At 41.8% G+C, this 26891-nt stretch carries 22 protein-coding genes; 10 read left to right on the top strand and 12 right to left on the bottom strand.

Going from position 1 to position 26891, the window contains the following annotated elements; translation table 11 throughout:
• Positions 1-150: 150 nt before the first annotated feature.
• Positions 151-477, top strand: coding sequence for a thioredoxin (gene trxA / locus QI031_RS24195; protein ID WP_425526042.1), 327 nt, complete (start codon positions 151-153; stop codon positions 475-477).
• Positions 478-483: 6 nt separating this feature from the next.
• On the opposite strand, the gene QI031_RS24190 is transcribed toward trxA, so the two are convergent.
• The 4 genes from QI031_RS24190 to QI031_RS24175 all read right to left on the bottom strand — a co-directional run bounded on the left by QI031_RS24190 (position 484) and on the right by QI031_RS24175 (position 3965).
• Positions 484-1380 carry an alpha/beta fold hydrolase gene (locus QI031_RS24190; RefSeq protein WP_281482145.1) on the bottom strand — a complete coding sequence of 299 codons (897 nt, stop codon included), beginning with the start codon at positions 1378-1380 and terminating at the stop codon, positions 484-486.
• A 22-nt stretch (positions 1381-1402) separates the two neighbouring features.
• Positions 1403-2227 carry an SDR family oxidoreductase gene (locus tag QI031_RS24185; RefSeq protein ID WP_281482144.1) on the bottom strand — a complete coding sequence of 275 codons (825 nt, stop codon included), beginning with the start codon at positions 2225-2227 and terminating at the stop codon, positions 1403-1405.
• 119 nt (positions 2228-2346) lie between these two features.
• Complete coding sequence (locus tag QI031_RS24180; protein WP_281482143.1) at positions 2347-3042, bottom strand: pentapeptide repeat-containing protein; 696 nt, start codon at positions 3040-3042, stop codon at positions 2347-2349.
• 428 nt (positions 3043-3470) lie between these two features.
• Positions 3471-3965 (bottom strand): hypothetical protein, encoded by a 495-nt coding sequence (locus tag QI031_RS24175; protein WP_281482142.1) that lies wholly within the window; start codon positions 3963-3965, stop codon positions 3471-3473.
• Between the two features lie 746 nt (positions 3966-4711).
• Between QI031_RS24175 and aroF the strand changes: the two genes are divergently transcribed.
• The gene (gene aroF / locus QI031_RS24170) at positions 4712-5584 is read left to right on the top strand and encodes a 3-deoxy-7-phosphoheptulonate synthase (protein WP_281482141.1); all 873 of its coding nucleotides are present in this window, start codon (positions 4712-4714) and stop codon (positions 5582-5584) included.
• 60 nt (positions 5585-5644) lie between these two features.
• Here the strand turns inward: aroF and QI031_RS24165 are convergent, their stop codons facing one another.
• Together QI031_RS24165 and folK are read right to left on the bottom strand one after the other, a co-directional pair.
• On the bottom strand, positions 5645-6193 hold the full coding sequence (locus tag QI031_RS24165) for an NUDIX hydrolase (protein ID WP_281482140.1): 549 nt from the start codon (positions 6191-6193) through the stop codon (positions 5645-5647).
• A gap of 86 nt (positions 6194-6279) precedes the next feature.
• Complete coding sequence (folK, locus tag QI031_RS24160) at positions 6280-6798, bottom strand: 2-amino-4-hydroxy-6-hydroxymethyldihydropteridine diphosphokinase (RefSeq protein WP_281486111.1); 519 nt, start codon at positions 6796-6798, stop codon at positions 6280-6282.
• Between the two features lie 307 nt (positions 6799-7105).
• Here folK and QI031_RS24155 point away from each other — a divergent pair, with 307 nt between their 5' ends.
• The 4 genes from QI031_RS24155 (at position 7106) to QI031_RS24140 (ending at position 16288) form a co-directional block, all read left to right on the top strand.
• Positions 7106-9418: a transglycosylase domain-containing protein gene (locus QI031_RS24155; protein ID WP_281486110.1), complete on the top strand. Its 2313-nt coding sequence runs from the start codon at positions 7106-7108 to the stop codon at positions 9416-9418.
• A 154-nt stretch (positions 9419-9572) separates the two neighbouring features.
• The gene (locus tag QI031_RS24150; protein WP_281482139.1) at positions 9573-10772 is read left to right on the top strand and encodes an FtsW/RodA/SpoVE family cell cycle protein; all 1200 of its coding nucleotides are present in this window, start codon (positions 9573-9575) and stop codon (positions 10770-10772) included.
• A 905-nt stretch (positions 10773-11677) separates the two neighbouring features.
• Positions 11678-12997 carry an efflux RND transporter periplasmic adaptor subunit gene (locus QI031_RS24145; RefSeq protein ID WP_281482138.1) on the top strand — a complete coding sequence of 440 codons (1320 nt, stop codon included), beginning with the start codon at positions 11678-11680 and terminating at the stop codon, positions 12995-12997.
• 117 nt (positions 12998-13114) lie between these two features.
• Positions 13115-16288, top strand: a complete 3174-nt coding sequence (locus tag QI031_RS24140) for an efflux RND transporter permease subunit (RefSeq protein WP_281482137.1) — start codon at positions 13115-13117, stop codon at positions 16286-16288.
• A gap of 13 nt (positions 16289-16301) precedes the next feature.
• Here the strand turns inward: QI031_RS24140 and QI031_RS24135 are convergent, their stop codons facing one another.
• Entirely contained in the window at positions 16302-16454 is a 153-nt protein-coding gene (locus tag QI031_RS24135; protein ID WP_281482136.1) for a hypothetical protein, read from the bottom strand.
• A 398-nt stretch (positions 16455-16852) separates the two neighbouring features.
• Between QI031_RS24135 and QI031_RS24130 the strand changes: the two genes are divergently transcribed.
• Entirely contained in the window at positions 16853-17725 is an 873-nt protein-coding gene (locus QI031_RS24130) for a peptidoglycan recognition protein family protein (RefSeq protein ID WP_281482135.1), read from the top strand.
• 368 nt (positions 17726-18093) lie between these two features.
• Here QI031_RS24130 and QI031_RS24125 read toward each other — a convergent pair whose 3' ends face one another.
• Positions 18094-18903 carry a Uma2 family endonuclease gene (locus QI031_RS24125; protein WP_281482134.1) on the bottom strand — a complete coding sequence of 270 codons (810 nt, stop codon included), beginning with the start codon at positions 18901-18903 and terminating at the stop codon, positions 18094-18096.
• 87 nt (positions 18904-18990) lie between these two features.
• On the bottom strand, positions 18991-20676 hold the full coding sequence (gene ribBA, locus QI031_RS24120; RefSeq protein WP_425526041.1) for a bifunctional 3,4-dihydroxy-2-butanone-4-phosphate synthase/GTP cyclohydrolase II: 1686 nt from the start codon (positions 20674-20676) through the stop codon (positions 18991-18993).
• Between the two features lie 419 nt (positions 20677-21095).
• On the opposite strand from ribBA, the gene argC reads away from it, so the two are divergent.
• Positions 21096-22154 carry an N-acetyl-gamma-glutamyl-phosphate reductase gene (gene argC, locus QI031_RS24115; RefSeq protein ID WP_281482132.1) on the top strand — a complete coding sequence of 353 codons (1059 nt, stop codon included), beginning with the start codon at positions 21096-21098 and terminating at the stop codon, positions 22152-22154.
• A 532-nt stretch (positions 22155-22686) separates the two neighbouring features.
• A complete protein-coding gene (locus QI031_RS24110; protein ID WP_281481499.1) occupies positions 22687-24000 on the top strand; it encodes an NF041680 family putative transposase in 1314 nt (437 codons plus the stop codon).
• Between the two features lie 170 nt (positions 24001-24170).
• On the opposite strand, the gene hisA is transcribed toward QI031_RS24110, so the two are convergent.
• The 3 genes from hisA to QI031_RS24095 all read right to left on the bottom strand — a co-directional run bounded on the left by hisA (position 24171) and on the right by QI031_RS24095 (position 25696).
• Positions 24171-24944 (bottom strand): 1-(5-phosphoribosyl)-5-[(5-phosphoribosylamino)methylideneamino]imidazole-4-carboxamide isomerase, encoded by a 774-nt coding sequence (hisA, locus tag QI031_RS24105; RefSeq protein ID WP_281482131.1) that lies wholly within the window; start codon positions 24942-24944, stop codon positions 24171-24173.
• Positions 24945-25046: 102 nt separating this feature from the next.
• Positions 25047-25352: a DUF3593 domain-containing protein gene (locus QI031_RS24100; protein WP_281482130.1), complete on the bottom strand. Its 306-nt coding sequence runs from the start codon at positions 25350-25352 to the stop codon at positions 25047-25049.
• Positions 25349-25696 carry a DUF2499 domain-containing protein gene (locus QI031_RS24095; RefSeq protein ID WP_281482129.1) on the bottom strand — a complete coding sequence of 116 codons (348 nt, stop codon included), beginning with the start codon at positions 25694-25696 and terminating at the stop codon, positions 25349-25351. Before QI031_RS24095 ends, QI031_RS24100 begins: the two co-directional genes overlap by 4 nt.
• Positions 25697-25828: 132 nt before the next feature.
• Here QI031_RS24095 and csaB point away from each other — a divergent pair, with 132 nt between their 5' ends.
• Positions 25829-26866 carry a polysaccharide pyruvyl transferase CsaB gene (gene csaB, locus QI031_RS24090; RefSeq protein WP_281486109.1) on the top strand — a complete coding sequence of 346 codons (1038 nt, stop codon included), beginning with the start codon at positions 25829-25831 and terminating at the stop codon, positions 26864-26866.
• The last annotated feature ends 25 nt before the right edge of the window (positions 26867-26891 follow it).

Genomic DNA, 26891 nt, shown 5'->3' with positions numbered 1-26891 from the left:
AAGTTAGCAAGTAATGCAACCTGTGAACGGTTGCTATTGCTATTTTAAAGCTTCAAAATCTTGTAACAGAAGGGAGTATAGTTTATACAATCAGTTTTTTACTGAAATTTAGTTTGACGCTGGAGAATTAACACAATGTCTACTGACAAAATGTCTGCTGACCTAGTTGCTTACGTTCAAGAAAGTGAATTTGATTCTCTTTTAAGTCAGGAAGCAGTAATTGTTGTTGACTTTACTGCTACTTGGTGTGGCCCTTGTCGCCTCATTAGTCCGTTAATGGAGCAACTTGCTGAGGAATTTAAAGGTCGCGCCAAGGTCGTTAAAGTAGACATCGACAATAACAAGCCGATTTTCAAAAGATTTGGTCTTCGCAGCATCCCAGCAGTTTTAATTTTCAAGAATGGTGAACTGAAAGAAACTATCGTGGGAGTTTCTCCTTATGAACAATTCAGCAGCGCTGTTGAGAAAAATATTTAGCTCATTTTAAGAAAATTCAGCAATAAATGGGGCGATCGCTTTCACAAATTCCCCAGTTGATTCATAAGGCAAAACATTTCGTCCTGGCAATTTAATTCCTCGACCTTGAGGTAAACAAGCAAGGTAATCAGTTAAACGTTCATCAGGTGTTTCTTGTTTACCTTCTTCGCTAATACTGGATGCTGTTTCCCCGACAATTACTAGTGTTGGTTGCTTAATATAAGTGAGATTTTTAGCATAATTTTGTCGCCAAAAACCAGCTAAAAAAGAAAATACTGCATAACGACTGGTAGTATTTTCTGCACCTGCAACCAAAGTATTTAACCACTCTGCATCAACTGCATCTTCTGAACCAAACAGTTGACGAATGGAGAAAGAACGCAAAAATCTGGGGCTACGTGCATAGCGATAAAAGGCATTACCAAAAGGCGAAGCTAAAATATTCCAAATTAGTTTTTGCTGCCATACTGCTGATTTTTTGGTAATTACAGGCCAAGCTGGAGGCCCAGCAAGTATTAGTCCAGCAATTAAATTTAATTCTTTTTGAACTAATTCAATAGCAACAGGTAATAAAGCACCTTGTACTACTACAATTACAGGTTTCTGCACCACTGATTGTAAAAAGTAATGTAATTGTTCTGCCCAATCTTTGGGAGTGTAAGCCACAGAAGGCATATCACTTTCACCACATCCGAGTAAGTCAGGATTGTAAATGGAATTACGATGACCTTTAGAATACCATTCACCACAAAAACGCTGCCAAAATTGCCGCGATAATCCCACACCAATAGGGTGAATTAATAGTAAGGGAATACCCTCAGATATGGAATTAATCGGTTGATGTAATTCATAAGCACAGCGATAATTCTGCCAAGTATAAAATTGGGTAGGAGATTGTTGCATTTTTTTGAGTTATTCTTACCTGCTAAAAAATCATCTGTGGATGAATTAATTTGTATCCAGCAGCTTTAATCTTTTGATTGGATACTGTGGCGTTATATGAACGGTTACTCTTTATAGAAGAGTCCCATGTCAATTGAGGCAAACTATATTTTGCCAATAAAGTATCTAATAATTCACGACTAGTTAGATGTGCATCATCTACTAAATTATAAATACCTTGTAAGCGGTTTTGACGAACAAATTCTATTGCCGCAACAATATCATCAAGGTGAATCCAATTTGTCACATCGTCGCCATTACCGGGACGGGTTGTACCAGGGACTTTACTAAATATTTTTACTAATTCTCTATTAGGGCCATAAATGCCACCTAATCTTAAAATGCAAATACGGAGATTTTCGCTTGATGCTGCTAACAAAATTTCTTCAGTCTCTCGCAGAATTTCTCCATTAATATTAGTCGGATTAGCTGGTATCTCTTCGTCTACCCATGCTCCATTTTGATCGCCATAAACTGAATAACTTCCTGTATATATCAGTTGTTTAATACTGGGAATATCCTGCAAAACAGAAACTAAGGTTTTGGCAGTATTAATATAAGCATCTTGATAATAATTAAGGCCTTTTGCACCAACGCTTAATAGCACAATATCTTGATCTTGCAATAATAATTTGAGTTTTACTTGGTCATTTCCTTGAGTTACTACAACTTTTTGAGCTACTGCTTGTAGTTTTGGGACACGTTCAGGAGTAGTTGTAGTAGCAGTAATTATAAAAGTCATTTTTTGCTGCCAATACTGGGCAACCGCACAACCAACGTAACCACAACCAATAATTGCAATATTCATGATAATTTAGACGCAACACCCAAAGTTTGACCAGTGAAAAGTGAACAGTTATCAAAGCGTATTATGGAGAATTTAAACCCAACTATGTATTTTAACTGGTAACTGTTAACTGATAACTGTTAACTGTGAATAGCCCCATCAGGCATAATAGCGCCAGCCAAATTAGCACCAATCATTTTCACCAAAAGGCGTTCACCAGAACGAATACGCGCTCCTGTTAAATCAGCCCCACGCAAATCCGCACCGCTAAGATCCGCACCAATTAAGTTAGCATAACGTAAATTTGCTTCTCTCATATCGGATAAAAGTAAGTTGGCTCTAAATAAATTTGCTTCTGACAAATTCGCGCCTCTAAGATTAACTTTGTGCATAAAAGTATCACTTAGATCAGCACCACTCAAGTTAGCATAACTAAGGTTTCTACCAGATAAATCCTTATTACTTAAATTAGCTTGACTAAAGTCTTTCCCACTCAAATCAGGATTTTGTTTTGGTGGCTGACGATTGTTTACAGATGATGTTTTTGGTTGAGGTGAAGATGATTTTCTTGGTTGATATGAAGATGATTTTTTTGGTTGAGGTGATGGAGAATGAGAAAAGGTTTGATGTTTACCATTAAAAGAACGTAACTGATCACGGGCTTCATTAATTGCTTTCAATTTTTCTTGTGCTTTTTTGTGTAAGCGCGTATTCTCTCTGGGAATACGATCAGGATGCCAGACAAAAACCAAATCTTTGTAAGCCTGGTTCACTTCTTCAAGTGTCGCCCCAGGTTCTAACTCTAATACTCTATAATACTGCTCCAGCTCGCTCATAAGGTAGTTTTAGTGGACAATCAAATTAGTTATGAGTGTGCAGCCTTCTATCGGCTTAATTTTTCATGGGATGTCTGTTTTGATATACAGTCTTAGAGAAAAACAGTTTAATATGCTTGAGGATATTTGACCAAAATTTAGAACTGGCAGTTCTATAACAGCTAGTGACATCAAGTAAACTGATATCCAAATATTATACAAGCGTAGCGCAGCAAACTAAGTCCATCGATAACTCTTTTGTTGGCATACCCCAAAATGCTATCTTTTTTTGATAGACACCGAAATACCATCACAATATCTAACTACAAATCGCTGCACATCTAAGCTACTTTTAACATGAAGTTTTATGTCTATATTCAGTTATTTAAAGATATGCAGTTCTGTAATTGAAATTTTATTTTCTTTTTTGTACTTTTGACTTAATATTATTACCGACCCATTTCTCCATTTCTCCATCGATTCATTGCTCTTAAATATGCTGTAACTGGAATTTGATAAACTTCAATAAAAATCCAAATAATAATTGCTAAATGTGATAAAAAAGTCAATATTGTCCAGATATATGGTATCCAGGTAATAGGAGCATTTAAAGTTGGGGGAAAGTAATAAGCTACTATACCAATTAAAGTCGTGGGCAAAACTACAAAAGCAGTTGCTGCTAGCCCATAACCCCAACCCAATTCCACACCTTCTAATTGGGCTTCAGTCCAATTAAAACCATTCCAACGCCAAATCAAAGGAGGTTGCCGAGAAGGCATTTTGATTTGCTGTTGTTCTAAGTTAACGGTAAAAATTTCATGGCAGAAATCACAAGCCATAGTCTCCATTAATGGCATGTGAGAAATCTTACCTATCCGACAGACTGGGCAGGGGTAAACTCCTTGATAGTCAAAAGATGTGGTTAAGATTTTGGAACTGGGCATAATGAAACTCAGTTGTACTCAAAAGTTGATCGAATAGATGCAGAATGGGATATGAGAACAGAGATTTGTATTCTGCGTTGTGAGCGATAGTTTATGAGTATTGGAATCGAATTTTTCGAGATTTGTCACTGGTGATTTTGATAACCCCTTACTTAAAAATAGAATTTGTATAAATCTGGCAGTGTCTATTCACAAACTATTTCTTGCCTACGCTAACAAGCAAAAACTCTTTATTGCCAGAGTTGTAATGAGTCTATCGCTTTTTTTAATGTTGTGCGGGTCTTGACGCTACCAATTCCTTCTGTTATCGTTACCTTAAGTAAAGGAATACATCAAATTTATAGCCCATCATCCTACAAATGTTCAGCAGCAGTTATTATTTTTATTTTTGGTTTAAGGCGGTTCACCGGGAGTGAATGAAGTTTCCACCTGGAAACCGCCCGGTGAACCGCAGAGCAAACTCTGCGGTTTTTGTGTTTTAAGGAGCAAAATTTCATCGTGATGACATATTTCAGTAGCTGGTTTTATGGTTTTTACTTTTGGCCTAGAGCAAGTTCCGGGTAGATAGCGTCATGCTGATGAATCAGAACGCACCCGGAACTGTTAAGTTCCGGGCTTTTTTATTGTTACTAAAAGCTAGGGAATAGAAAAGAAACAGGTAATTCCTCTTGTTCCCCTCTGCACCCCGCACCCTGCGCCAATTCCTCTTCTTCCCTCCCAATGCCCAATACCCAATTAGGAAAATCATGATTAACGCCAAACTTGCTCAACAATCTCATTCTAGCCACCAAACAATTGTTAAACTTTCACCAAAAGTTGCCTTCGGTGGTGAAGAATTGGTAATTATCGGTGGCCCTTGCGCGGTAGAAAGCTTAGAACAAATGGAGACAGTCGCTCAAAAGCTATCTACCGCATCTGTACAAGCGTTACGCGGTGGTGTCTATAAACCCCGTACCTCTCCCTACGCTTTCCAGGGTATGGGAGAAGAAGGATTAGAGATTTTAGCAAAACTGCGATCGCGCTACAATATGCCAGTCATCACCGAAGTTATGTCAATTTCTCAAATTGAAATTGTTGCTGCTCATGCTGATATGCTTCAGATTGGCAGCCGCAATATGCAAAATTTTGATTTACTGAAAGCTTTGGGACAAGCAGGTAAACCAATACTTCTCAAACGTGGTTTAGCAGCGACAATCGAAGAGTTCGTCATGGCGGCTGAATATATCTTAAGCCACGGCAATCTGGATGTGGTGTTGTGTGAACGAGGTATCCGCAGCTTTGATAATTACACGCGCAATGTTCTAGATTTAGCAGCAGTAGCAGCTCTCAAGCAAATAACTCATTTGCCTGTGATTGTAGATCCTTCTCATGCTGTAGGCAAGCGGGAACTAGTAGCACCAATGGCTAAGGCTGCAATTGCTTGTGGGGCAGATGGGTTAATTATTGAGTGTCATCCAGAGCCAGAAAAATCTATTTCTGACGCTCGTCAAGCACTTGCTTTAGAAGATATGGTGAATTTGGTTGATAATTTAAAGCCTATAGCAGCAGCCGTTGGGCGGAATATCTCAGAAGCAACAGGGGTGGGTTTAAAACCTGCCCCTATTTATTGTGCAGCTTAATGTTTTATTGCATTAATTTTGATTAGTTTGTAGTCAGGACTTTAGTCCTTATTACACAATTTAAAGCAAAAAAGAACGAGCTAGGAAAAAGCTAGAAATTGATTTAGCATCTACTAGCTCTCCTTCCAAAATAGCTGTTTCCATTTCTTCAGGAGTCAATAATACAGTTTCGAGATCCTCATCTTCATCACGTTCTGGTAATGTATCGAGCTTTTCTAAATCTCGTGCCAGAAAGGCGTAGATAATTTCGTCAGAATAGCCAGGAGCCAAGAAAAACTCTCCTATCTTGTCCCATTTTTGAGCGCTATAGCCAGTTTCTTCGGCAATTTCACGTTGTATTGTTTCTAAGGGATCTTCAGTTGATTCTACAGTACCCGCAGGAAATTCTAATAAACGTCCCTGAACTGCAAAACGATATTGGCGCACGAGTACAAGTTTACCCTCTGCTGTTATGGGTATAGCTAAAGCACCGCCTGGGTGACGAATACACTCCCATTCTCCTTCTGATTTATTAGGCAAACGCAGACGATTCACTTCAAAATCAAACTTGCGTCCTTTATGAAATAAGCGCTGTTTTAGCAGCTGTGGTAATTCTCTACCTAATGGCATAATAAAATTCTGTTATCTTTAATACCGAGATAAACACTGTGATTAATCATCAAACCAGCGTCTTGTGCGTTTATTGGGTAGTAATTTTAATTGCCCTGCAATAAATGTACATCAGAACAGTCTACCTCTTTCACCAAATCTTTGATAGCACACCCAGAAATCGGTTCTACCCAACCTGGGGCAATTTCTGCAAGTGGCACTAATACAAAAGCTCGTTCCCGCATTCGAGGATGGGGAATTTGAAGGGTTGGTGTATTCCAGATTAAGTCATCATATAATAACAAATCCAAATCAAGCGATCGCGGTCCCCAATGTTCTTGTCGCACCCGCCCAAATTTTTGTTCTATTGCTAGCAAGGTATTTAATAATTGCTGCGGTGGCATTTCTGTTTGCACAAGAGCGCAGCCATTTAAGTAGTCTGGCTGCGGTGGCCCTACTGCTTTGGTTTGATATAAACTAGATTTAGCTTGTAAAACAATACTAGGTGTTTTAGCTAATATATCTATAGCCGCTGCTAAAATTTTTGCGGAATTGCCCATATTACTACCAAGAGCAATTGCGCTTTGCTTGTACTTAGGGATTATTCTACTTTCTAAGCGCTTGATCGCATCATTAGTCACATTTTTACCAAGTATTTTTAATAGTCTTAGTAGGTCTGAGAAATTACCATCAAACTACTGTTTTATTTTAAATAAATAAAAATAAAACAATTAAAAAAAACATTATGTACCAATAGATTTAGTTAATTATTTATAGGCTATTATACTAACACGAAGCGCGCTAACCCCAAGATGATTACGTGGCGGTTAAGTATCAAATACTTTAAGCAAAGAACTGATGTGGGTAAGCCTACCTCCTAGTTCAAGCAACGAGCAACTAATTTAAGTGACTCTGAATAAGGAGGAACCGCGATTGCAACCTGGTAATCATTACGATAACGAAGAATCGACAAATAAGACCTTACCTCCAACAAAGCTTGTGAAGGCAAGGCAACTATTGAGTCAGGTGAGTGGTGTCTCATCTGGTATAATTACTAGGCTAACCAGAAGCGATAAACCGTTTTATCGTCGAATCTGGTTTTGGACAGGCTTGAGTGTAGGCGGTGGGATTATCGCTTGTACCTACGTTATCGGCTCAATAGATCGGACTTTGCCTGATAAATCTGAATTGAAAGCTGTTGTGCGAGAGCAAACACTGACAATTAAAGCCGTCGATGGAACCATATTACAACAGCAAGGTGAAGTCACTAGAGAACAACTAAAACTAGAGCAGATACCTAATAACCTGCAAAAAGCCTTCATCGCTTCAGAAGATAGAAGATTTAAGCAACATCATGGCATCGACCCTCAAGGAATTATTAGAGCAGGTTGGAATAACTTGCGATCGCAAAATGTAGTAGAAGGTGGTAGCACCATCACTCAGCAAGTAGCCCGCATTCTTTTTTTGAAGCAAGAACGGACAATTTGGCGCAAACTTAAAGAAGTCCGCTTAGCACAAAAAATGGAGCAAGAATTGACCAAAGACCAGATTCTAGAGCGCTATTTGAATCTGGTTTACTTGGGGTCTGGTGCTTATGGTGTAGCAGATGCCGCTTGGGTATATTTTAGTAAAACGGTAGATCAACTTACCTTACCAGAAATGGCGACGATCGCTGGATTAGCGCCTGCACCTAGTTCATACTCCCCAGAGCAGAATCCCGAAGCTGCTAAACAGCGGCGAAACTTGGTATTGCAGCGGATGCAAGAAGATGGAGTAATCACAGCAGCCCAAAGGCAAGAAGCAACTCAAGCACCATTAACCCTAATCAGCAGTTTACCCAAGCGACTGCAAGTAGAATCTCCCTACTTTACCAGCTACATTCAAAAAGAATTACCGAAGTACGTTTCCCCTGAAGTTTTAGATAGCGGCGGTTTAGTTGTAGAAACCACCCTAGTCCCAAATTGGCAAAAGTTAGCAGAAGCCGCAGTTGCTAAAACGTTGCGAAATCAAGGACGCTGGGAAAACTTTAAACAAGCATCTTTAGTAGCAATTGACCCTCGTAATGGCGAAATTCAGGCTATGGTTGGGGGAAAAGATTTCGGGAAAAACCAGTTTAATCGTGTCACCCAAGCACAACGTCAACCAGGCTCGACATTTAAAGGTTTCGTTTATGCCACAGCAATAGCCACTGGCAAGAGTCCCTACGATAGCTACGTAGATGCACCCTTTGTAGTCGATGACTACGAACCCAAAAACTACGGTAAGACTTTCCGTGGCTCGATGAGTATGCGAGATGCCCTCACCCGTTCTATCAATGTAATTGCGGTGAAGGTATTAATCGATGTGGGATTTGAACCAACAATAAAATTGGCTCATAACATGGGAATTAAATCAGACCTCCAACCCACCTATTCTTTAGCTCTTGGCTCGAATGAAGTCAATTTACTAGAATTAACCAGTGCTTACGGTAGTTTTGCCACTCAGGGATTACACACAGAACCTCATGGCATTCGCCGTATCCTGAATCGCCAAGGTGAGGTAATTTGGTCAAAGAATTTTCAAGCCAAGCGAGTGCTTGACCCTGTTAGTGCTGAGATCACGACTTGGATGTTACGCAACGTTGTAGAAAATGGTACTGGTGCTGCCGCCCAATTAGGTAATCGACCTGTAGCCGGCAAGACTGGCACATCAGATGAAGCCCGCGATTTATGGTTTATTGGCTATATTCCTCAACTAGTCACAGGAGTTTGGCTAGGTAACGATGACAACCGTCCCACTTGGGGAAGTAGTGGTAGTGCTGCTTACACCTGGAATGAATTTATGGAAAAAGCAGTAGAGGGAATACCTGTAGAAAAGTTCCCTAAAAGACCAAAGTTAGAAGGTCGCAAAGGCAGCATTAAGGCCAAACCTGTCAAGCCCAAAAAAATCCTCAATCGCTCCCTTTCTTCAGACGAAGATAGTGAGGCAAATTCTCATAATTCCGATGATAACGGTTCATCCAGAAGTAGAAGAAGTAGAAGACGTTACCAACAAAACAACGATACCTCTTCAGAGTCACCTAGAAGACGGCGACGTTATCGTAGAAGAACATCAAGTTCTAGTGAATCTACTTCTGGGAGTAGCAGAACTAGACGAGTGGAATCAAAATCGCCTTCGAGATCTCGGAGTTCTTCATCTGCTCAAAATAAGAGTTCTGATTCATCATCACAACCTTCGTGGCGGGAGAGACTCAGACCTGGTCAATAGAGTTTTGTCAGTTGTCAACTAACTTGACAACTGACCCACGTAGCGTAATTAAATTCATCACGCGATCGCATATTATGAGTTACAAGTTATGAGTTATAAGTTATAAATTATGAGTTTTATTTCTTACTCCTAACTTTATTACTCGTACTAAATCGTGAATCTACGCCGCCTGATTCCAATTTTTGATAACTCTGTCTCTAGCTGGGCGTTAGAAGCGCGGTTACTGCGCTGGTTAACGTTAATTTGGCTGTTCGTCGGGTTGATTATGCTGTTTTCAGCATCCTATGCTGTCGCTGATGCACGTCAAGGTGATGGACTGTATTACTTTAAGCGTCAAATCTTGTGGGTTTTAGTTTCTTTAATCGGATTCAACATTATTGTTAATCTCCCCTTACGGAAAATTTTGAGGGTATCTCATTGGTTTTTAGCCCTGTTTTTGATATTAATTTTCGTAACCTTGATTCCAGGATTAGGTAAAAAAGCTTTTGACGCTGCGCGTTGGATAGCCATCGGGCCAGTGCCAATTCAACCTTCAGAATTGATTAAACCCTTTTTGGTATTGCAAAGTGCGCGACTATTTGGACAGTGGGAACGACTGACTTGGCGAGTTCGCTTCACTTGGCTGGGTATATTTTGTTTAGTACTGTTAGGTATTATCGCTCAGCCTAACTTAAGTACAACAGCACTTTGCGGTATGACTATTTGGCTCATTGCTTTAGCGGCAGGACTACCTTACAAATATTTGGGAGGAACAGCCCTCGGTGGCATAGTATTAGCAACACTCAGTATTAGTATTAAAGAGTACCAACGCAAACGAGTGATGTCGTTCCTTAATCCTTGGGCGGATGCTACAGGTGATGGCTACCAGCTAGTACAAAGTTTACTAGCGGTAGGTTCTGGTAAAACCTGGGGGGCTGGATATGGACTTTCTCAACAAAAGCTGTTTTATTTACCAATTCAAGACACTGACTTTATTTTTGCCGTCTTCGCGGAAGAATTTGGATTTGTTGGCAGTATGGCGTTATTGATACTTTTAGCTTTATTTGCCACTTTAGGATTAATCGTGGCACTCAAGGCAAAGAACCCAGTGAATCGATTAGTCGCGATCGGTGTGACAATTTTAATGGTAGGACAATCATTACTGCATATTGGTGTGGCCACAGGTTCGCTGCCAACTACAGGTTTACCCTTACCTATGTTTAGTTATGGTGGTAATTCTATGATTGCCAGTTTGGTAGCTGCTGGGTTGCTAATTCGCGTAGCCCGCGAGAGTAGTGAAGCGGAAGTATTACCCTTACGAAGAACCAGGGAAAATAAGCCTCAGCGGCGGATATTCCAGAAAACTAAACGTTGATTATGGCAAGTTTGTCTTTAACTTAGATTTAAAGATTTGTAGTCAGAAGTTAATGGCAGATGCAAAAGATCAAAACCGGACTACTTCATCAAGAACGCCACGAGTACCAAGAGTACCAAACAAAGAAAAAGATATAAGACTCCTATTTGATTTGGAGAAAAAACTCAGTACACCCCTAATTCCCTTTGGGTGCATCCCAGTTTTTATTTGACAACAATAGAATAAGTGTCATTGCGAGGAGGAACGACGAAGCAATCGCATTGACTTGTTTTTAGTCAGAGATTTTGCGATTGCTTCACTCCACTTCGTTACGTTCGCAATGACGTTCAAAAAAGTGGGATGCTCTCATTCCCTTTTTTCCTGTTCCCTCCCTACGCAAATATGTTTATTAATCAAATCAGATTGCTATATGATTAACAATACCTTCGCCAAAGTGAAAAAAGCTTTGATTCGTAGGTTGGGTTTCGTGCCTCAACCCAACCTACACAAAAATGGCGAAAGTATTGATTAAGTGCAAGTTTATAGAGAATTGGTACTAAGAGAAGCTTTCGATCTAAATAACCTTGTCATAGTAGTTCTATTGAAGTTATTCATTATCCATAAAATTTGTCTGGAGCCAATATTGACTACATAACAACTATAGAAGAGATGCCGTTAACAGTCATTTTTATAACTATGACCACTAAATAAATTAATTATAACTTCACCATTGATAGAGGTAGAGTATATATCATTGACCTTTGGGTAGATTATGCAAAATCTCTCAGGCTGTATAGTTAGGTAGTAATTATCAAACTCGTTGCCAGACCTGATGCTAAATCAGTAATTTTCTACCACTTTAACAGCCGAAATCCTGATGCAGTTCTATTTAATTTGTTAATTTGTTTTTAGGTTCTCTGTAAGCCATGACATCCCCTGAGCCTCAAACTGATTTTGGAGAAAATCTTCCACAAACCTCTTATGAGCCACCTCCCAAAAAACGGCGGTGGCTTCGGTTATTGTTAGCCTTTATACTACTGATAGGGGGTGGAACAGCTGTAATTTGGCATTTACTCTCTTCTGCAAATCAACAACCTTCAACCACTAATGCTCAACCTCCAGGAGTCAGAGTGAAGGTATCTCCAGTGCAAGTTGGCACAATAGAAGATAGTACAGATTTTATTGCCAGCCTTGAGTCTCGTCGTTCGGTAACGCTCCAGCCGAGAATCCAAGGTCAAGTCACCCAAATATTTGTGAGATCAGGAGATCCAGTTGCAGCAGGAGCAGCAGTTATTCAAGTAGATCCTAGGCAGCAAAAAGCAGCAGTCAGTAGTATCGATGCTGCGGCTCAAGCAGCTAGAGCGCAGTTGGAAAATGCCCGCGCTACTCTTAAATCATTAGAAGCGGAACGATTATCCAACGTTGCTGATTTGCAATTAAATCAGCAAGACTACGAAAGATATGAGAATTTAGCCCAACAAGGAGCCGTATCTCGACAGACTAAAGATCAATATGCCAATCGCTTGGCCACAGCTAAGGCTAATCTTGGTGCAATTAATTCTAAGATTCAAGCCCAACAAGCCACCATTTTACAGGCGCAAAGAGACTTGCAACAAGCTCAAGCAAATACCGAAGAGCAAGAAGTTCAACTTCAGTACTACAGAGTTACTGCTCCTTTTGCAGGTACGGTTGGCGATATCCCAGTGAAAATAGGTGATTTCGTTAATACTTCCACCCAGCTAGTTAGCATCACTCAAAACCAACCTTTAGAAGTCAAAATATCTGTGCCACTGGAGCGAGGATCACAACTGCGTAAGGGAATGCCTGTGGAACTGATGAATACACAAGGTAAAACCATAGGCAATAGTAGAGTATTTTTCATTTCACCGCTTGCCAGCAATAATACTCAATCGATATTAATCAAAGCACTTTTTAACAATTCACAGGGTCAGCTGCGAGCAGATCAATTAGTGCGAGCTAGAGTGATTTGGAATCAACGCTCTGGAGTCTTGATTCCAACTACAGCAGTCTCTCGCGTTGCTGGAGAAACTTTTGTCTATGTAGCACAAACAGAAAAATCTCCCAAGGGAGTTTCTCAACTTGTAGCTCGGCAAAAGCCAGTGAAATTAGGTGATATCAGAAATAATAATTATCAAGTTCTTGAAGGATTAAAGCCAGAAGACAAAATTGTCATCTCAGGACTCTTGAATCTTAAGGATGGCATTCCCATTGTTCCTGAATCTTAGTAACAGGGGCTAGGGGTTAGGGACTAGGGACTAGGGACATAGGAAAAATCTTTTGATGTCCTATGCCCCATGCCCTATGCCCCATGCCTTATTCCCCATTTCCCATTCCCTATTTTTATGTTTGCTGACTTTTTTATTAGGCGACCTGTATTTACAAGTGTCTGCTCCCTAATCATTTTGTTAGTTGGGGCAATTAGTATTCCAACATTACCTACTGACCGTTATCCAGAAATCAGCCCAACTCAAATCAACGTGACTGCTAATTATGTTGGAGCCAGTGCTGAAGTCGTAGAAAATACGGTAACTACTATCTTAGAACGCCAAATTAACGGCGTTGAAGGCATGAAATACATGACTTCGAGCAGTAGTAATAATGGTAGCAGTACGATCACAGTTACATTTGATGCATCGCGAGACAAAGATATCGCTGCGGTAGATGTGCAAAATCGTGTGTCTCTTGCCGAGCCGCAATTGCCAGAAGCAGTACAGCGAACTGGAGTCACTGTTAGTAAGCAGTCTAACAACATCCTTTTAGCGATGGGACTGTACTCAGAAAACAAAGAGTATGACAATGTATTTTTAAGCAACTATGCCGATCTTTACATCGTAGATGCACTGAAGAGAATTGACGGCGTGAGTGAAGCGCGGATTTTTGGTGAACGTCGTTATGCTATGCGCTTATGGCTCGACCCAAACCGTCTTGCTAGTCGTGATCTTACTGCTGAGGATGTAATTGATGCAGTTAATGAACAAAACCTCCAGGTAGGTGCTGGGCAAATTGGTCAGCAACCATCAGTGCCAGGACAAATGTACCAAATAGATCTGCAAGCAGTCAGTAGACTTACTGATACTAAAGAATTTGCAGACATGGTAGTCAAGACAGGTGCAGATGGCACATTAGTCAAATTGAAAGATGTGGGCAGAGCAGAGTTAGGAGCAGAGAACTATAATACTTTTTTGAGATTTAGAGGCAATGAAGGTGTGGGTATAGGGATATTTCCCACTCCGGGAAGTAACGCTTTAGAAGTTGCTAAGGCAGTAAAGGCAGAGATGGCGCAACTATCGCCACGCTTCCCACCAGGAATGAGATATCAGGTAGCATTTGATACAACATTATTTGTAGAAGCCTCTTTAGAAGAAGTTATTAAGACATTGTTAGAAGCGATCGCTCTTGTAGTCTTAGTCATATTTATCTTCTTACAAGACTGGCGGACTACAATAATTCCCGTGATTGTAATTCCCCTGGCATTGATTGGGACTTTCGCTTTTATCAAAATTTTTGGATTTTCTATTAATACCTTGACCATGTTCGGGTTGACCTTAGCAACGGGGTTGGTGGTAGATGACGCAATTATCGTAGTTGAAAATATCTCTCGCTTAATTGAAGAAGAAAATATGTCACCCCGACGGGCGGCTTCTGAATCGATGCGGGAACTATTAGGGGCAGTAATTGCCACTTCTTTGGTACTGATGGCGGTATTTGTCCCCGTCGCCTTCTTTCCCGGCTCTACAGGACAGATATATAAACAATTTGCCTTAACGATCGCCTTTTCGATTGCTATTTCTACCTTTTTGGCCATTACCCTCACGCCTGCTTTATCTGCTTTATTGCTGCGTCCAGGACAAAGACCCCGTGGCTGGTTAGGTTGGATTTTTGAGCGAGTTAATCGGTTTTTAGATTGGATGCGTCGGGGGTATGAGCGAACCTTAAACCGCTTATCTCGCATGGCTGCGATCGTTGTTTTGCTATTTATTCTTTCCTTGGGACTGACTGCTTGGGTTTACACTCGTGTACCCACGGCATTTATTCCTGATGAAGACCAAGGTTATTTCATCACCATTATTCAAGGGCCAGAAGGTGTATCCCTCAATTACACTAGCAAAGTCATGGCTCAGGTAGAAAAAGAAATTCTCAAGTTACCAGAAGTCACAGGAACTTTTGCTATTGGTGGCTTTGGTTTTAGTGGCAACTCTGCCAATAGTGGTGCTATTTTCACAACTCTCAAACCTTGGGGAGAGCGCAGTGGAGAAGAGCATTCAGCACAGGGAATTATGGGCAAGTTGACAGGAGTATTATCAGCAATTCCCGAAGCGAAAATTTTCCCAGTTAACCCCCCCGCTATTCAGGGTTTAGGCAGTTTTGGTGGTTTTCAATTTCAACTACAAGACAGAGACGGGAACAGCGGCTTAGGTACTATGCTGCAAGTCATGGGTCAGTTAATGGAACGCGGTAATCAAACACCGGGTTTACAAGCTGTGTTTAGCACTTTCAATGCCAACACACCCAAGATGTTGATTGAAGTAGATCGCAACCAAGCTAAAGCTCTGCAAGTTGATGTAGATGATATCTTTAATACCCTCCAAAGTTACTTGGGTTCGCGGTATGTCAATGATTTTAATTTCCTGCAACGGACTTATCGGGTGTATGTCCAAGCAGACGCTCAGTTTCGCTCTAACCCTGATGATATTGGCAAATTGTACGTTCGTTCTGTCAACGATCAGATGATTTCTCTAAATAATCTTGTGAAAGTTACTCCTGCAACCGGAGCGCAAACGATCAATCATTACAACTTGTTCCGTTCGATTGAAATTAGCGGCTCTGCTGCTCCTGGCTATAGTTCTGGACAAGCGACTTCAGCAATGGAGCAAGTGGCAAGTCAGGTTTTACCAGCAACTATGGGTTACGAATGGTCGGGAATTACTGCTGAAGAAAAACAATCTGGAGGTCAAGCTCCTTTAATTTTTGGCTTGGGACTTGTCTTTGTCTTCTTGGTACTGGCTGCTCAATATGAGAACTACGTTGATCCGGTAATTATTATGCTCTCAGTTCCTCTAGCTATTTTAGGGGCGCTGTTGGCACAATCTCTGCGGGGTTTAGCCAACGATGTATTTTGTCAGGTTGGTTTGGTAATGCTGATCGGTCTGGCAAGTAAAAATGCCATTTTGATCGTAGAATTTGCTAACCAATTGCAAGAACAAGGTCTTTCTTTGACCACAGCAGCAGTAAAAGCGGCACAAGAACGTCTGCGACCAATTCTCATGACTTCCCTTTCTTTTATTTTGGGGATTTTACCATTGGTTACAGCCGAAGGCGCTGGTGCAGCTAGTAGAGCATCTCTGGGTACAGCCGTCGCTGGTGGGATGATTGTTTCTACATTTTTGAGTTTGTTTATCGTACCTATTTTATACATTGTGGTGGGACGAATCCGCGATCGCTTGCGCCCCCGTCGCCAAACTCAGAAATTAGATTCTCATCGTGATGGCAAAGTTCCCTCTACGAGTCATCGGTAAAAAATTCAAGGAGTCAAAATACATAAAGCTTTTGACTCCTAATATCTCTAAACACAAAAGGGCATAAATCTATGGCAGCTTTAGTAAAAGAAGTAGCAATTGTCACTGGTTCATCACGGAGGATTGGACAAGCGATCGCTTCTAATCTTTGTATTTTATAGGGCATTGGTAAATTTTTCCCATACCCCATACTTCGACTACGCCCTTCTCTACGAGAGGCTGCGCCAACGGCTGCGGCTCCATCGAGCGTAGCCGAGATGCTCAGGCTAAACTCAGTACAAGTGCCTGATTCCCCATGCCCAAAAACTTCATCCCCTTTTGGATGGAGTTTTTTTATACCTTACGACCTCTCCCTATCTATGTCTTTTTTTTCGCTCTATTGATATTGACAAAATGCCTCATTATAGAAAAACAAACATATTATTTAAATAGCTCTGTAGAAAGATAAAGATTGAAAAAGAATGCCTAATATTTCAGCATTTTAAAGGAGCATTTTAAGGCTATTTTTGACTATTATTAAAATAATCTAATTATTTTTAGCTGTTACCCCAAATACTGAGAAAAATGCGGTTTAGAGACTGGGCGACTAGGGTGCTACTAATTTCTCTAATGTTTACTGCTTTAAGCGTGGCAATTTTAGTTGGAAAAATATCCCAATCACAAAGTAATACAATAACGCCATCAAATCAAGAGATTACTACAGCCGGGAGTGAATATCCCCAAGTAAAATTACAATCAGCAAAAAATCAAGCCGAAAAATCTCCAGATTTGCCCAAATCTCAACTTAAGACGAATAAAGCTGCTGTCAGGTACAAAACGACCCAAGCTTTTGTACAGTATAGACCACGGTATGAAATTGCCTCAGTAAACCCCAGTAATTATGGTGAAAGGTACGCCAAAGACGTTAATGGTGTAACTCTCAACAATCAACCGATTGTTGTTCTTCATGAAACTGGTTATTCTGCCTCTAGTGCTGTTAACTTTTTTCAAATACCTCATGAAGATGAAAATGTGCAAGCAAGTTACCACGCCTTAATCAAATTAGATGGGACGGTTGTTTACTTAGTCCCTCCAGACAAACGAGCTTTTGGCGCTGCTAACTCAGTGTTTGATGGTATTGAGGGGGCGGAAACAGTCAAGACTAATCCTGATTTACCATCGTCTGTAAATAACTTTGCCTACCATGTTTCTTTAGAAACGCCGCTAGATGGTCGTGGAGAGAACCAACAAATCCATAGTGGTTATACAGAGGCGCAGTATTATTCTTTAGCATGGTTAATTGCTCAAAGTCAAGTACCAAGCGATCGCATCACCACCCACAAAGCAGTAGACCGTTCTGGTCAAAAAGTTGACCCTATAAGTTTTGATTTTGATAAATTCTTGACTTTATTAGATACTTTTCGTCAGCTAAATCCCGTATATAGAGCCAATAAATAATAGAGACGCGCCGTACTGCATCTCTACTATTTATTTTTCGGCGTTGTATAAATGCGGGATGAATTGAGCTTGTTCACCAATAGTAAACCTAGATTTTTTGCACCTTTGCACCTACCCCGCGAGAACGCCTAATACCATTTCACGAAATTATTGATACAAATTACTTTTCTTACTCCCCCTGCCCCCTGCCTCCTCTGCTTCCCCTGCCCCCTGCCTCCTCTGCTTCCCCTGCCTCCTCTGCCTCCCCTGCTTCCCCTGCTTGCCAAAATGTATCAACTTTAAAGTGAAACGGTATTAGGCGTTCTCGTAAGAGTAGCCGCTACCGCGTCTATGCGCGAAACAAAATTCATCCCATTAATCAGCAACGCCTATTTTTCTATTGCAGATGCAGACAAACCTGTCAACTTAGTTACTTGTTCTACTGTCATCCCAGTCTTAAGTAAATTACGGGCAGTTTGTAGTAATTGTGACTCTGCCTGATCTGCGCGCTGGCGTTCTTGTTCGGCGCGCTGGCGTTCTTGCTCAGCGCGCTGGCGTTCTTGTTCGGCACGCTGGTTTTGTTTTTCTTCAGGCGTGGGTAATACTTCCCCTCTCAAGTTAGCCCAGCGTAACCAAGTTGCATCAATACCTTGATAATTTCCTTGCCAAAGCTGCAATGCTAACCCTAAAGATTTACTGACTAACTGATTTTGAGTATTTGCTGCAATTGGTTGATATTCGCTTTGCTGAATCGCAAAACCAGCGAAATTATCAGGGTTAAAGGGGTCATACCAAAAATATTCAGGTACGCGCATTTGATTTTGATAAATCAGCTTTTTTTCATTCTTATCTACGGCAGCAGTACTATCAGACAATAACTCAATGACTACATCTGGCGCTTTTTCTTCTTCCCAAACTACCCAACTGCGACGTTCTCCTTTTGGGACTCCCAGCACAGCAAAAAAGTCTGGCCCTTTAAAATCTTTGTTTCGCACCTGCGCCAAACTGTAGTAGACAAACATATTGCCGCCTACATACCCATCTTCTCGTTGTTCCAACCAGGGAATTAAGCCATTAATTAGCAAGTCCATCTGGGCTTTATGCCTGGCGCTTTCCATCGGGATACCGTCATCGAATGGCAATTGTGCTTGGGTAGGAGGGAGTTGAATATCTGGTGTAGCTAGAGTAGTTTCTAACATAGCTTTTCACCTGTAAAGTATTTCCATGTTACCGAATCAGGAATTACGCAAAATAACTCTTAATTTAGGAGTTCTAAACCAACCCAATTACCCCAGTTCCCGACTCAAACTATAAATTTTCTGCGTTTCCAGACTACCATTTAAAGAAGAAGGCAATTGACCTTTCGGTATTGTCTGCCGATCTAGTTGAACTTGCAAATTAGTTAAGGGATCATTACCAGGAGAAATTAGAAATTCTAGTTTCTGAATGTAAGGTACAGTTGCGAGATGATCCAAAATTTGGAATATTGCTTGTAAGTAAGGATGACCACTTTGGCGATACCAATCACAAGCAGCAACTTTTGGTTGATCAAAACCTAAATGCACTGTTAAGGATGGCTCATCAAATAAAGCCAGACCCAAAGGACGCGCTTCTTCTTGCAACAATAAATGATGGTTTTTTGCTAAATGCCGCAATTTTTCTAAACGTTCATAGCGTTCTGTTACTGCTTCTGGGTCATCTTGCCAATTAATTGCCACTGTCACCAGATAAGTCTGTAACAGCATGTGACCCAGCTTTTTCGCTTTTGTGGCTAAGTAATAAGAATTGTAGTCATTTGACTCAATTAACAATGGTACGCGATCAACTACTTCTAAGCCATAACCTTTGACTCCGGCGATTTTGCGGGGGTTATTAGTAATCAGACGAATCTTTTTAACGCCCAAATCCATCAACATTTGCGCTCCCATGCCGTAATCTCGCAAATCGGCGGGAAATCCTAAGCGTTCATTCGCTTCTACTGTATCTAGTCCCATATCTTGCAAGGAATAGGCTTTTAACTTGTTAATTAAACCGATGCCTCGTCCTTCTTGCCGGAGGTAAACCACTACACCTTGACCGGCAGTCTCAATCATTTTTAGCGCTGCTTGTAACTGCATTCGACAGTCGCAGCGTAAAGAACCTAAAGCATCACCAGTTAAACATTCTGAATGCATCCTCACCATCACTGGCTCATCTTTAAAGTGAGCCGGATCGCCCTTGACAATGGCAACATGTTCAGTGTTATCTAATGTGTGACGATAGGCGTAAATTTCAAATTGACCGAACTGACTAGGCAATTTAGTAACAACCTCACGATACACTAAGCGATCGTGCTTGAGGCGATAACTGATCAAATCGGCAATACTGATAATTTTTAAATTGTGATGTCTTGCATAATCAAATAACTGCTGCAAGCGCGCCATTGAACCATCAGGGTTTTGAATTTCACAAATTACCCCAGATGGATATAGCCCGGCCAATCGAGCTAAGTCCACAGCTGCTTCTGTATGTCCTGCTCGTTTGAGTACGCCTCCTTCTTTGGCTCGAATGGGAAAAATATGCCCAGGACGACGTAAGTCTGTCGGTTTTGTGCCTGGGTTGAGAGCAACTTGGATAGTACGGGCGCGGTCTTCTGCTGAGATACCTGTAGTCACACCTAATTGTGGCCCGGCATCAATACTAACAGTAAAAGCAGTTTGGTTAGTATCTGTAATGTTGCTGACCATTAATGGTAAGTCTAATTCATCCAAACGATCGCCCATCATCGCTAGACAAATTAGCCCTCGTGCTTCCACTGCCATAAAGTTAATCATGTCAGGTGTAGCAAATTGAGCAGCACAAATTAAATCGCCTTCGTTTTCTCTATTTTCGTCGTCTACTACCACAACGACGCGACCTGCTTTTAAATCAGCCAAAGCAGCATCAATCGAATCAAATTCAAAGGCTGGGGTTGAAGAGGCAGCACTATCAATGTTTTCCCCGATTAGAGAATCTGTTCCTGTGGAGGTTTTTTCCGAGGGAGACTTAATAGAATCTTCCTTGTTGAGGGGAGTAGTATCAGACTGCCGTGTAGGCTTAGACTTTGACACAGAGGATTTCCAGCTACCAAAAGTAAATTTTTTTAACAATTTCTCCTTTTAGATTGTAGCTCGTTTATATGGCAGAGAAGTAGACTAGCAATGATTTGATAACATGGCAAAATTTCTGCCGCTAAAATTGGGGTTTAGTACTACAATGCAACGACAGTGAAAGTGTGAATCTTGCTGCGACCCAAGTGTAGAGCTAAAACTTTGGCTTGTTGAGATAGTGTTTTTTACGCCTTGCTTCTAGTAGTGGATAAGTTGATGACTAGTAACGAATTTAACCAACAGCGGATAAGGATTTCATAATCATGGGCAATTTTAGACGCGTACCCGTTGGGATTGTTGGCGCGTCAGGCTATGGCGGAGTGCAGCTAGTGCGGTTACTAATGGAACATCCAGAAGTCGAGCTAGTTTATTTAGGCGGTGAGAGTAGTGCTGGAAAATCCTTTGGGGATCTCTACCCGCATTTGGCTCATGCAGTGAACTTGCCAATAGAAACTGTAGAGCCAGAAATGATCGCTCATCGGTGTGAAGTGGTGTTTCTTTCTTTACCAGATGGTCTGGCCTGTCAAACTGCCCCAATACTGGTGGAAAAAGGATGTAAAGTACTGGATTTAAGTGCAGATTATCGATTTAGTAATTTGGCAACTTATACTACTTGGTATGGTGTAGAGAGAAGCGATCGCTCAACTGTGGCCACAGCAGTATATGGATTACCAGAACTTTATCGCGATCGCATTGCCGAAGCCCAAATTGTTGGTTGTCCTGGTTGCTATCCTACTGCCAGTTTACTAGCACTATCGCCACTTTTTAAGCAAGGCTTAATTGTGCCAGAAACTGCCATTGTTGATGCCAAATCTGGTACATCTACTGGCGGACGGCAAGCGAAAGTCAACTTATTGCTAGCTGAAGCAGATAACTCATTAACTCCACATAACGTTACCCGTCACCGTCATACTCCAGAAATTGAGCAAATTTGCAGTGATTTGGCAGGTCACGAAGTCACAATCCAATTTACACCCCACCTGATCCCAATGGTACGGGGAATTTTGGCAACTGTATATGCCACATTGCGCGATCCCGGATTAGTCAGAGATGACTTAATTACAATTTATACAGCCTTCTACCGCAACTGTCCTTGGATCAAAATTTGTGATAGCGGTGTTTATCCCCAAACCAAATGGGCTAATGGCAGCAATCTTTGTTATATCGGCTTAGAAGTTGACCCCCGCACTGGCCGAGTGATTGTCATGTCAGCAATTGATAACCTGATTAAAGGACAGGCAGGTCAAGCAATTCAATGTTTGAACCTGATGATGGGCTGGGATGAGACTTTAGGGTTGCCCAAGTTGGGATTTTATCCCTAGTACTCTGTCACAGCAACTTTGCAAAGTTAATGTGAAAAAGTCCAGTTCTTTTCTCCCCCTGCCTGCCTCCACCTGTCATTTTTGGGTTGACAGACTATTAGTAGTCAGTTATTTTTGCTACTTACTATACTTCGGTTAGCGGTAGTTGAGTTTAGCCTGAACGTAGTCGAAGGGCAAACCCGAAGTAGTCGAAACTCAGTGCATCGCTGACTACTGACACCTGACGGCGACGGGGCGATGGTTACTGAGCTTGTCCTGAGTTTAGCCTGAGCATTGGTTGCTGAGCGCAGTCGTCAAGCCTGCGGCATAGTTACGCTTAATGCGTAGCGTCTTTGACAGGAGAAGGGCGTAGCCGAAGTACTATTACGGACACTTTTTGTTCGCGTCAGCGTCTCTGAAAGAGAAGAAGTGGGTAACGCGATCGCCTTTTGATGAGTTACTGGAGTTTGGACTAAAAAGCTAGAGAAAAGCAGTCAGCAGTAACACTGACTGCCGTAAAGTCAATGAAAGTAATCAATAAATCATTGACGTGATGATCCTGACACAACTAGAAAAATTCCGCCAAGGTATCTACGATAGTTTGGGGAAGGCCAAAGATGCAGTATTTGAATTGATGGATGCAGTATTGACAAGTCCGAGTATCCCATCATTTGTAAGCTTGTCACAAAGCCCAGTATTTCGACGGCAATGGTCGAGCATTTATGCAGCACTACATGATAGTCGTCCACCGAAAATGTTGCTGATGAAGCTACTGGTACAGGAGGTAGAGACGGATGAACAGCCATTTCTAGCAGGAGATCATAGCTTTTGGGCAAGACCAGAAGCGAAGACACTAAAAGAAAGAACTTTTCATGGGGATAGAGGGGGGAGCATAGGCATCGGACAAAGTTACAGTACGTTAGCGTGGATACCAGAGGCGGATGGGAGTTGGGCATTACCGTTGAAACATGAACGGATAACCACCTTTGAAACGCCAACGAGTAAAGCCGCATTCCAACTAAAACTTGTCACCCGTGAGTTAGGCACTAGACCACTTGCAGCTTATGACCGAGGCTACGGCAACGCCAAATTTGTCCAAGCCACGGAGGAGATTAACGCAGACCTATTGTTGCGTTTAGCATCTAACCGATGTGTATGGGGTACACCCGGTACTTATAAAGGACGAGGCGCACCATGTAAACATGGTCACAAGTTTAAGCTCAATGACCCCCAAACTTGGCCAGAGGCAACTGAAACTCTGGAAGTTGAAGACCCGAAAGTTGGTCGAGTGAAAGTAATGCGTTGGAGTGGATTTCATTTCCTTCAGTCCCCAAACCGGGCAATGGAAATCATTCGCGTCGAGGTACTCCAACCAGTAGGACGTAATCGGAAGTTTCAACCTTTATGGCTAGCTTGGTTGGGTCAGACAATGCCTCCATTAGAGAATCTCTGGCAAAAATACCTATGCCGCTTTGCTTTAGAGCATTGGTATCGATTTGCCAAGCAGAGGTTATATTGGACACAGCCTCAATTGAGTTCTACTCGGGCCGCAGAGCGATGGAGTGACTTGATGCCCCTGCTAACTTGGCAACTCTGGTTCGCAAGAGTTGCCTGTATTGATTCCCCCTTGCCCTGGCAATCGACTCAGGATAAACTGTCTCCAGGACGTGTAGCACAAGCCTTTCCTCTAATTTTAGCCACTATTGGCACTCCTGCTCAACCCCCGAAAACTCAAGGGTTATCACCTGGGCGTGCCCAAGGGCATCAGCCACCTCAACGTCCCCGTTATCTCACTGTCAAAAAACACGCATCTAAAAAACCTAAAACCGAAGAATCACTTAAGAACGCTAATCTAACTGCTGCTTAGTTTCTGCTTCTTTTTTAACGATTCCACTTAACTCAGCCTCTAACAAAGCTGGGTAACTTTCTTTTGCCTTCTCTTCATTCCTGCTAAATGCAGATTAGTCCAAACTCAAGGAGTTAATCAATCAAATTTTATGCAATGAACTACACAGTATCGCTGTGTTTGGCAGTTCTTTAAGCAAAGGCGGAAAAATCTAGATTTGGTGGAATGTCTTGAATCCGTCCTGGGCCAATCGCTCGCAATGCTTCGGTGAGGGAAATATCACCAGTATACAAAGCACGACCGACAATTACACCAGTGACACCTTGTGGTTCTAATGCCAACAGACTCAATAAATCGGTAACAGAACTAACTCCACCAGAAGCAATTACGGGGATGGAAATTGCCCCAGCGAGTTCTCGCAAAGCTGCTAAATTAGGTCCTGAAAGAGTACCATCTCTGTGGATATCTGTATAAATAATTGCGGCTGCACCAAATTCTTGCATTTGTACGGCCAACTGGGTTGCTAAAACTTCCGAGGTTTCTAACCAGCCACGAGTCGCCACTAATCCATTACGGGCATCAATGCCGATAATAATCTTGCTAGGAAATTCTTGGCAGAGTTCTTGTACTAACTGGGGTTGTTCTACGGCAATAGTTCCGAGAATTGCCCACTGTACGCCCAAGTTAAATACTTGCTGTACGCTATTGCGATCGCGCAATCCCCCACCGATTTCAATGGGTACTGATACTGCTTGAGCGATCGCTGCAATTGCTTCTAAGTTTACGACTTTACCTGCTTTTGCACCATCTAAATCAACTATGTGTAATCTAGTAGCACCTTGATCAAGCCATTGTTTGGCAACGTCCACAGGGTTTTCACTAAAAACTTGCGATCGCTCATAGTCTCCCTGATATAGTCGCACACAGCGACCTCCTAATAAATCAATAGCCGGAATTACATCCATTTCCTTTAGTCCCTCTTATCTGAATGCGTTCAAAGTTGGATAGACGCGATAAATCGCCGTCTTTACAGCAAATCTATTCGTTAATTATTTCTTGACACACTACTAGCTTTCCCTGTTCTCTTTCATTTTGAGTTGCTTTACAGCTTGTCTAAAACCCAACACAACCAAAATGTTAGAAAGCGTCAAAAATACTTCTGCACCCCCGTGGAGCCAATCTACATTTGCTAAAGACTCGCCATAATGGATTTGGGCATAAATTCCCGCCGGGATAGTGATCCCAACAAATACCAGAGTGCCGTAAAATCCATAAAGCGCTAAACGTGGCATTTGCTGACTGCGGCTGAGAAACCACAAGAAACCCAAATAGGGAAATAAAGAAAGGGCAAACAGGGTTTCTTTAGAAATCATTGCTCTGATTTAATAGGTTTTGACTCAACAGGGTTATTCGCAGGGTTAAACGACTTGGTGGAACGCCAGATCAAAAACGCCGCCGCCCAAAGCGTAAAATTACCAACTAAAGTCATGCTAGCTTGAAGCGTTACCAGCCATTCTAAAGATTCGGCATTGTCGAAATAATGCCAAGTACAGGCACACATAGCGCTGACTAAAGCTGGTAACATGGCAAGGGATAATCCCCACCAAGCGCGGTTATTAGTTAGTTCGCCGTAAGTCCAGATTAACCAAATAGCGGCAATCCACTCAATAACGCTAGAAATATGAATAATCCAGGTGGGAATCGAAAGGGCGTGCATATTTGTCAGTTGTTAGTTGTCAGTGGTCAGTTGTCTCCCTATCTTTCCATAAGAAAATTCATTTTTTGTTGGTAGGATGGCGGATATGTCATTAACTATATAAATAAAAGTTAATAATCAGAAATGGCAAAGATGCGGGCGTTATTGTCTGGGTATTACGGTAAAGGTAATGGTGGTGACGAAGCTTTATTGGCGACGCTTTTGCAAATGCTACCATCTCATGTAACGCCTGTGGTGCTTTCTGGCAATCCAGAAGAAACTCGCGATCGCTATGGTGTGGAAACTTATAATCGGATGGCTCCCTTAGCTGTTTTGCAAGTTTTACGTTCTTGTGATGCTTTAATTTGGGGCGGTGGCAGTTTAATTCAAGATGTTACTAGTACTATTAGCCCATTTTATTATGGGGGTCTGATGGCATTGGCTCAAGCAATGAATCTAAAAACTGTGGCTTGGGCGCAAGGTATTGGCCCTTTGGTGCGATCGCAAACTCGCGTTTTGGCACGGCAAACCTTTAGTAATTGTACCAAAGTTAGTGTCCGCGATCGCGCTAGTGCTAGTTTATTAACTGATTGGCAAATTCCCTATACCCTTGCACCTGATCCGGTTTGGGCATTGGAGAGTCAACCAGTGCCAGGACTTTGGGATTTACCTGCTCCGAGAGTAGCTGTAACATTGCGATCGCATCCCCAATTGACGCAAGCACGTTTGGCAAATATCACTCGTGCTTTGGTTGATTTTCAAAAAGCTACACAGGCTTTTATTTTGTTGTTGCCATTTCAGAAAAGTGAAGATTTAAGTATTGCCGAAGCAATTCAACCACATCTTCGAGATGTCAGTCGAATTTTATCTTTGTCAGATCCGCAACTTTTAAAAGGTGTGTTCAAAGGCGTTGAAATGGCAATTGGAATGCGCCTGCACAGTTTGATCATGGCGGCTGCGGAAGGCTGTCGCTGCTTTGCTCTCAGTTACGATCCTAAAGTCAATCGTCTCATGGAAGACTTGGAAATGCCGGGGTGGGATTTGGCAAGTTTACCTGATGACCCCAATTTAATTAGTTTGACTTGGATGGAGCATTATGCTAACGGTGATCCGTTATCTTCTGAGCAAATTCAGGTTTTAGTAGATCGTGCTTTGATACACCGCGATGTTTTGAATGCAGCCTTAAGTTAACACCCTCCTACCTTATTTAGTACTC

Origin of the sequence: Halotia branconii CENA392 (genome assembly GCF_029953635.1) — a bacterium.
Classification (GTDB): domain Bacteria; phylum Cyanobacteriota; class Cyanobacteriia; order Cyanobacteriales; family Nostocaceae; genus Halotia; species Halotia branconii.
This window is presented reverse-complemented; position numbering and strand designations above follow the sequence as displayed.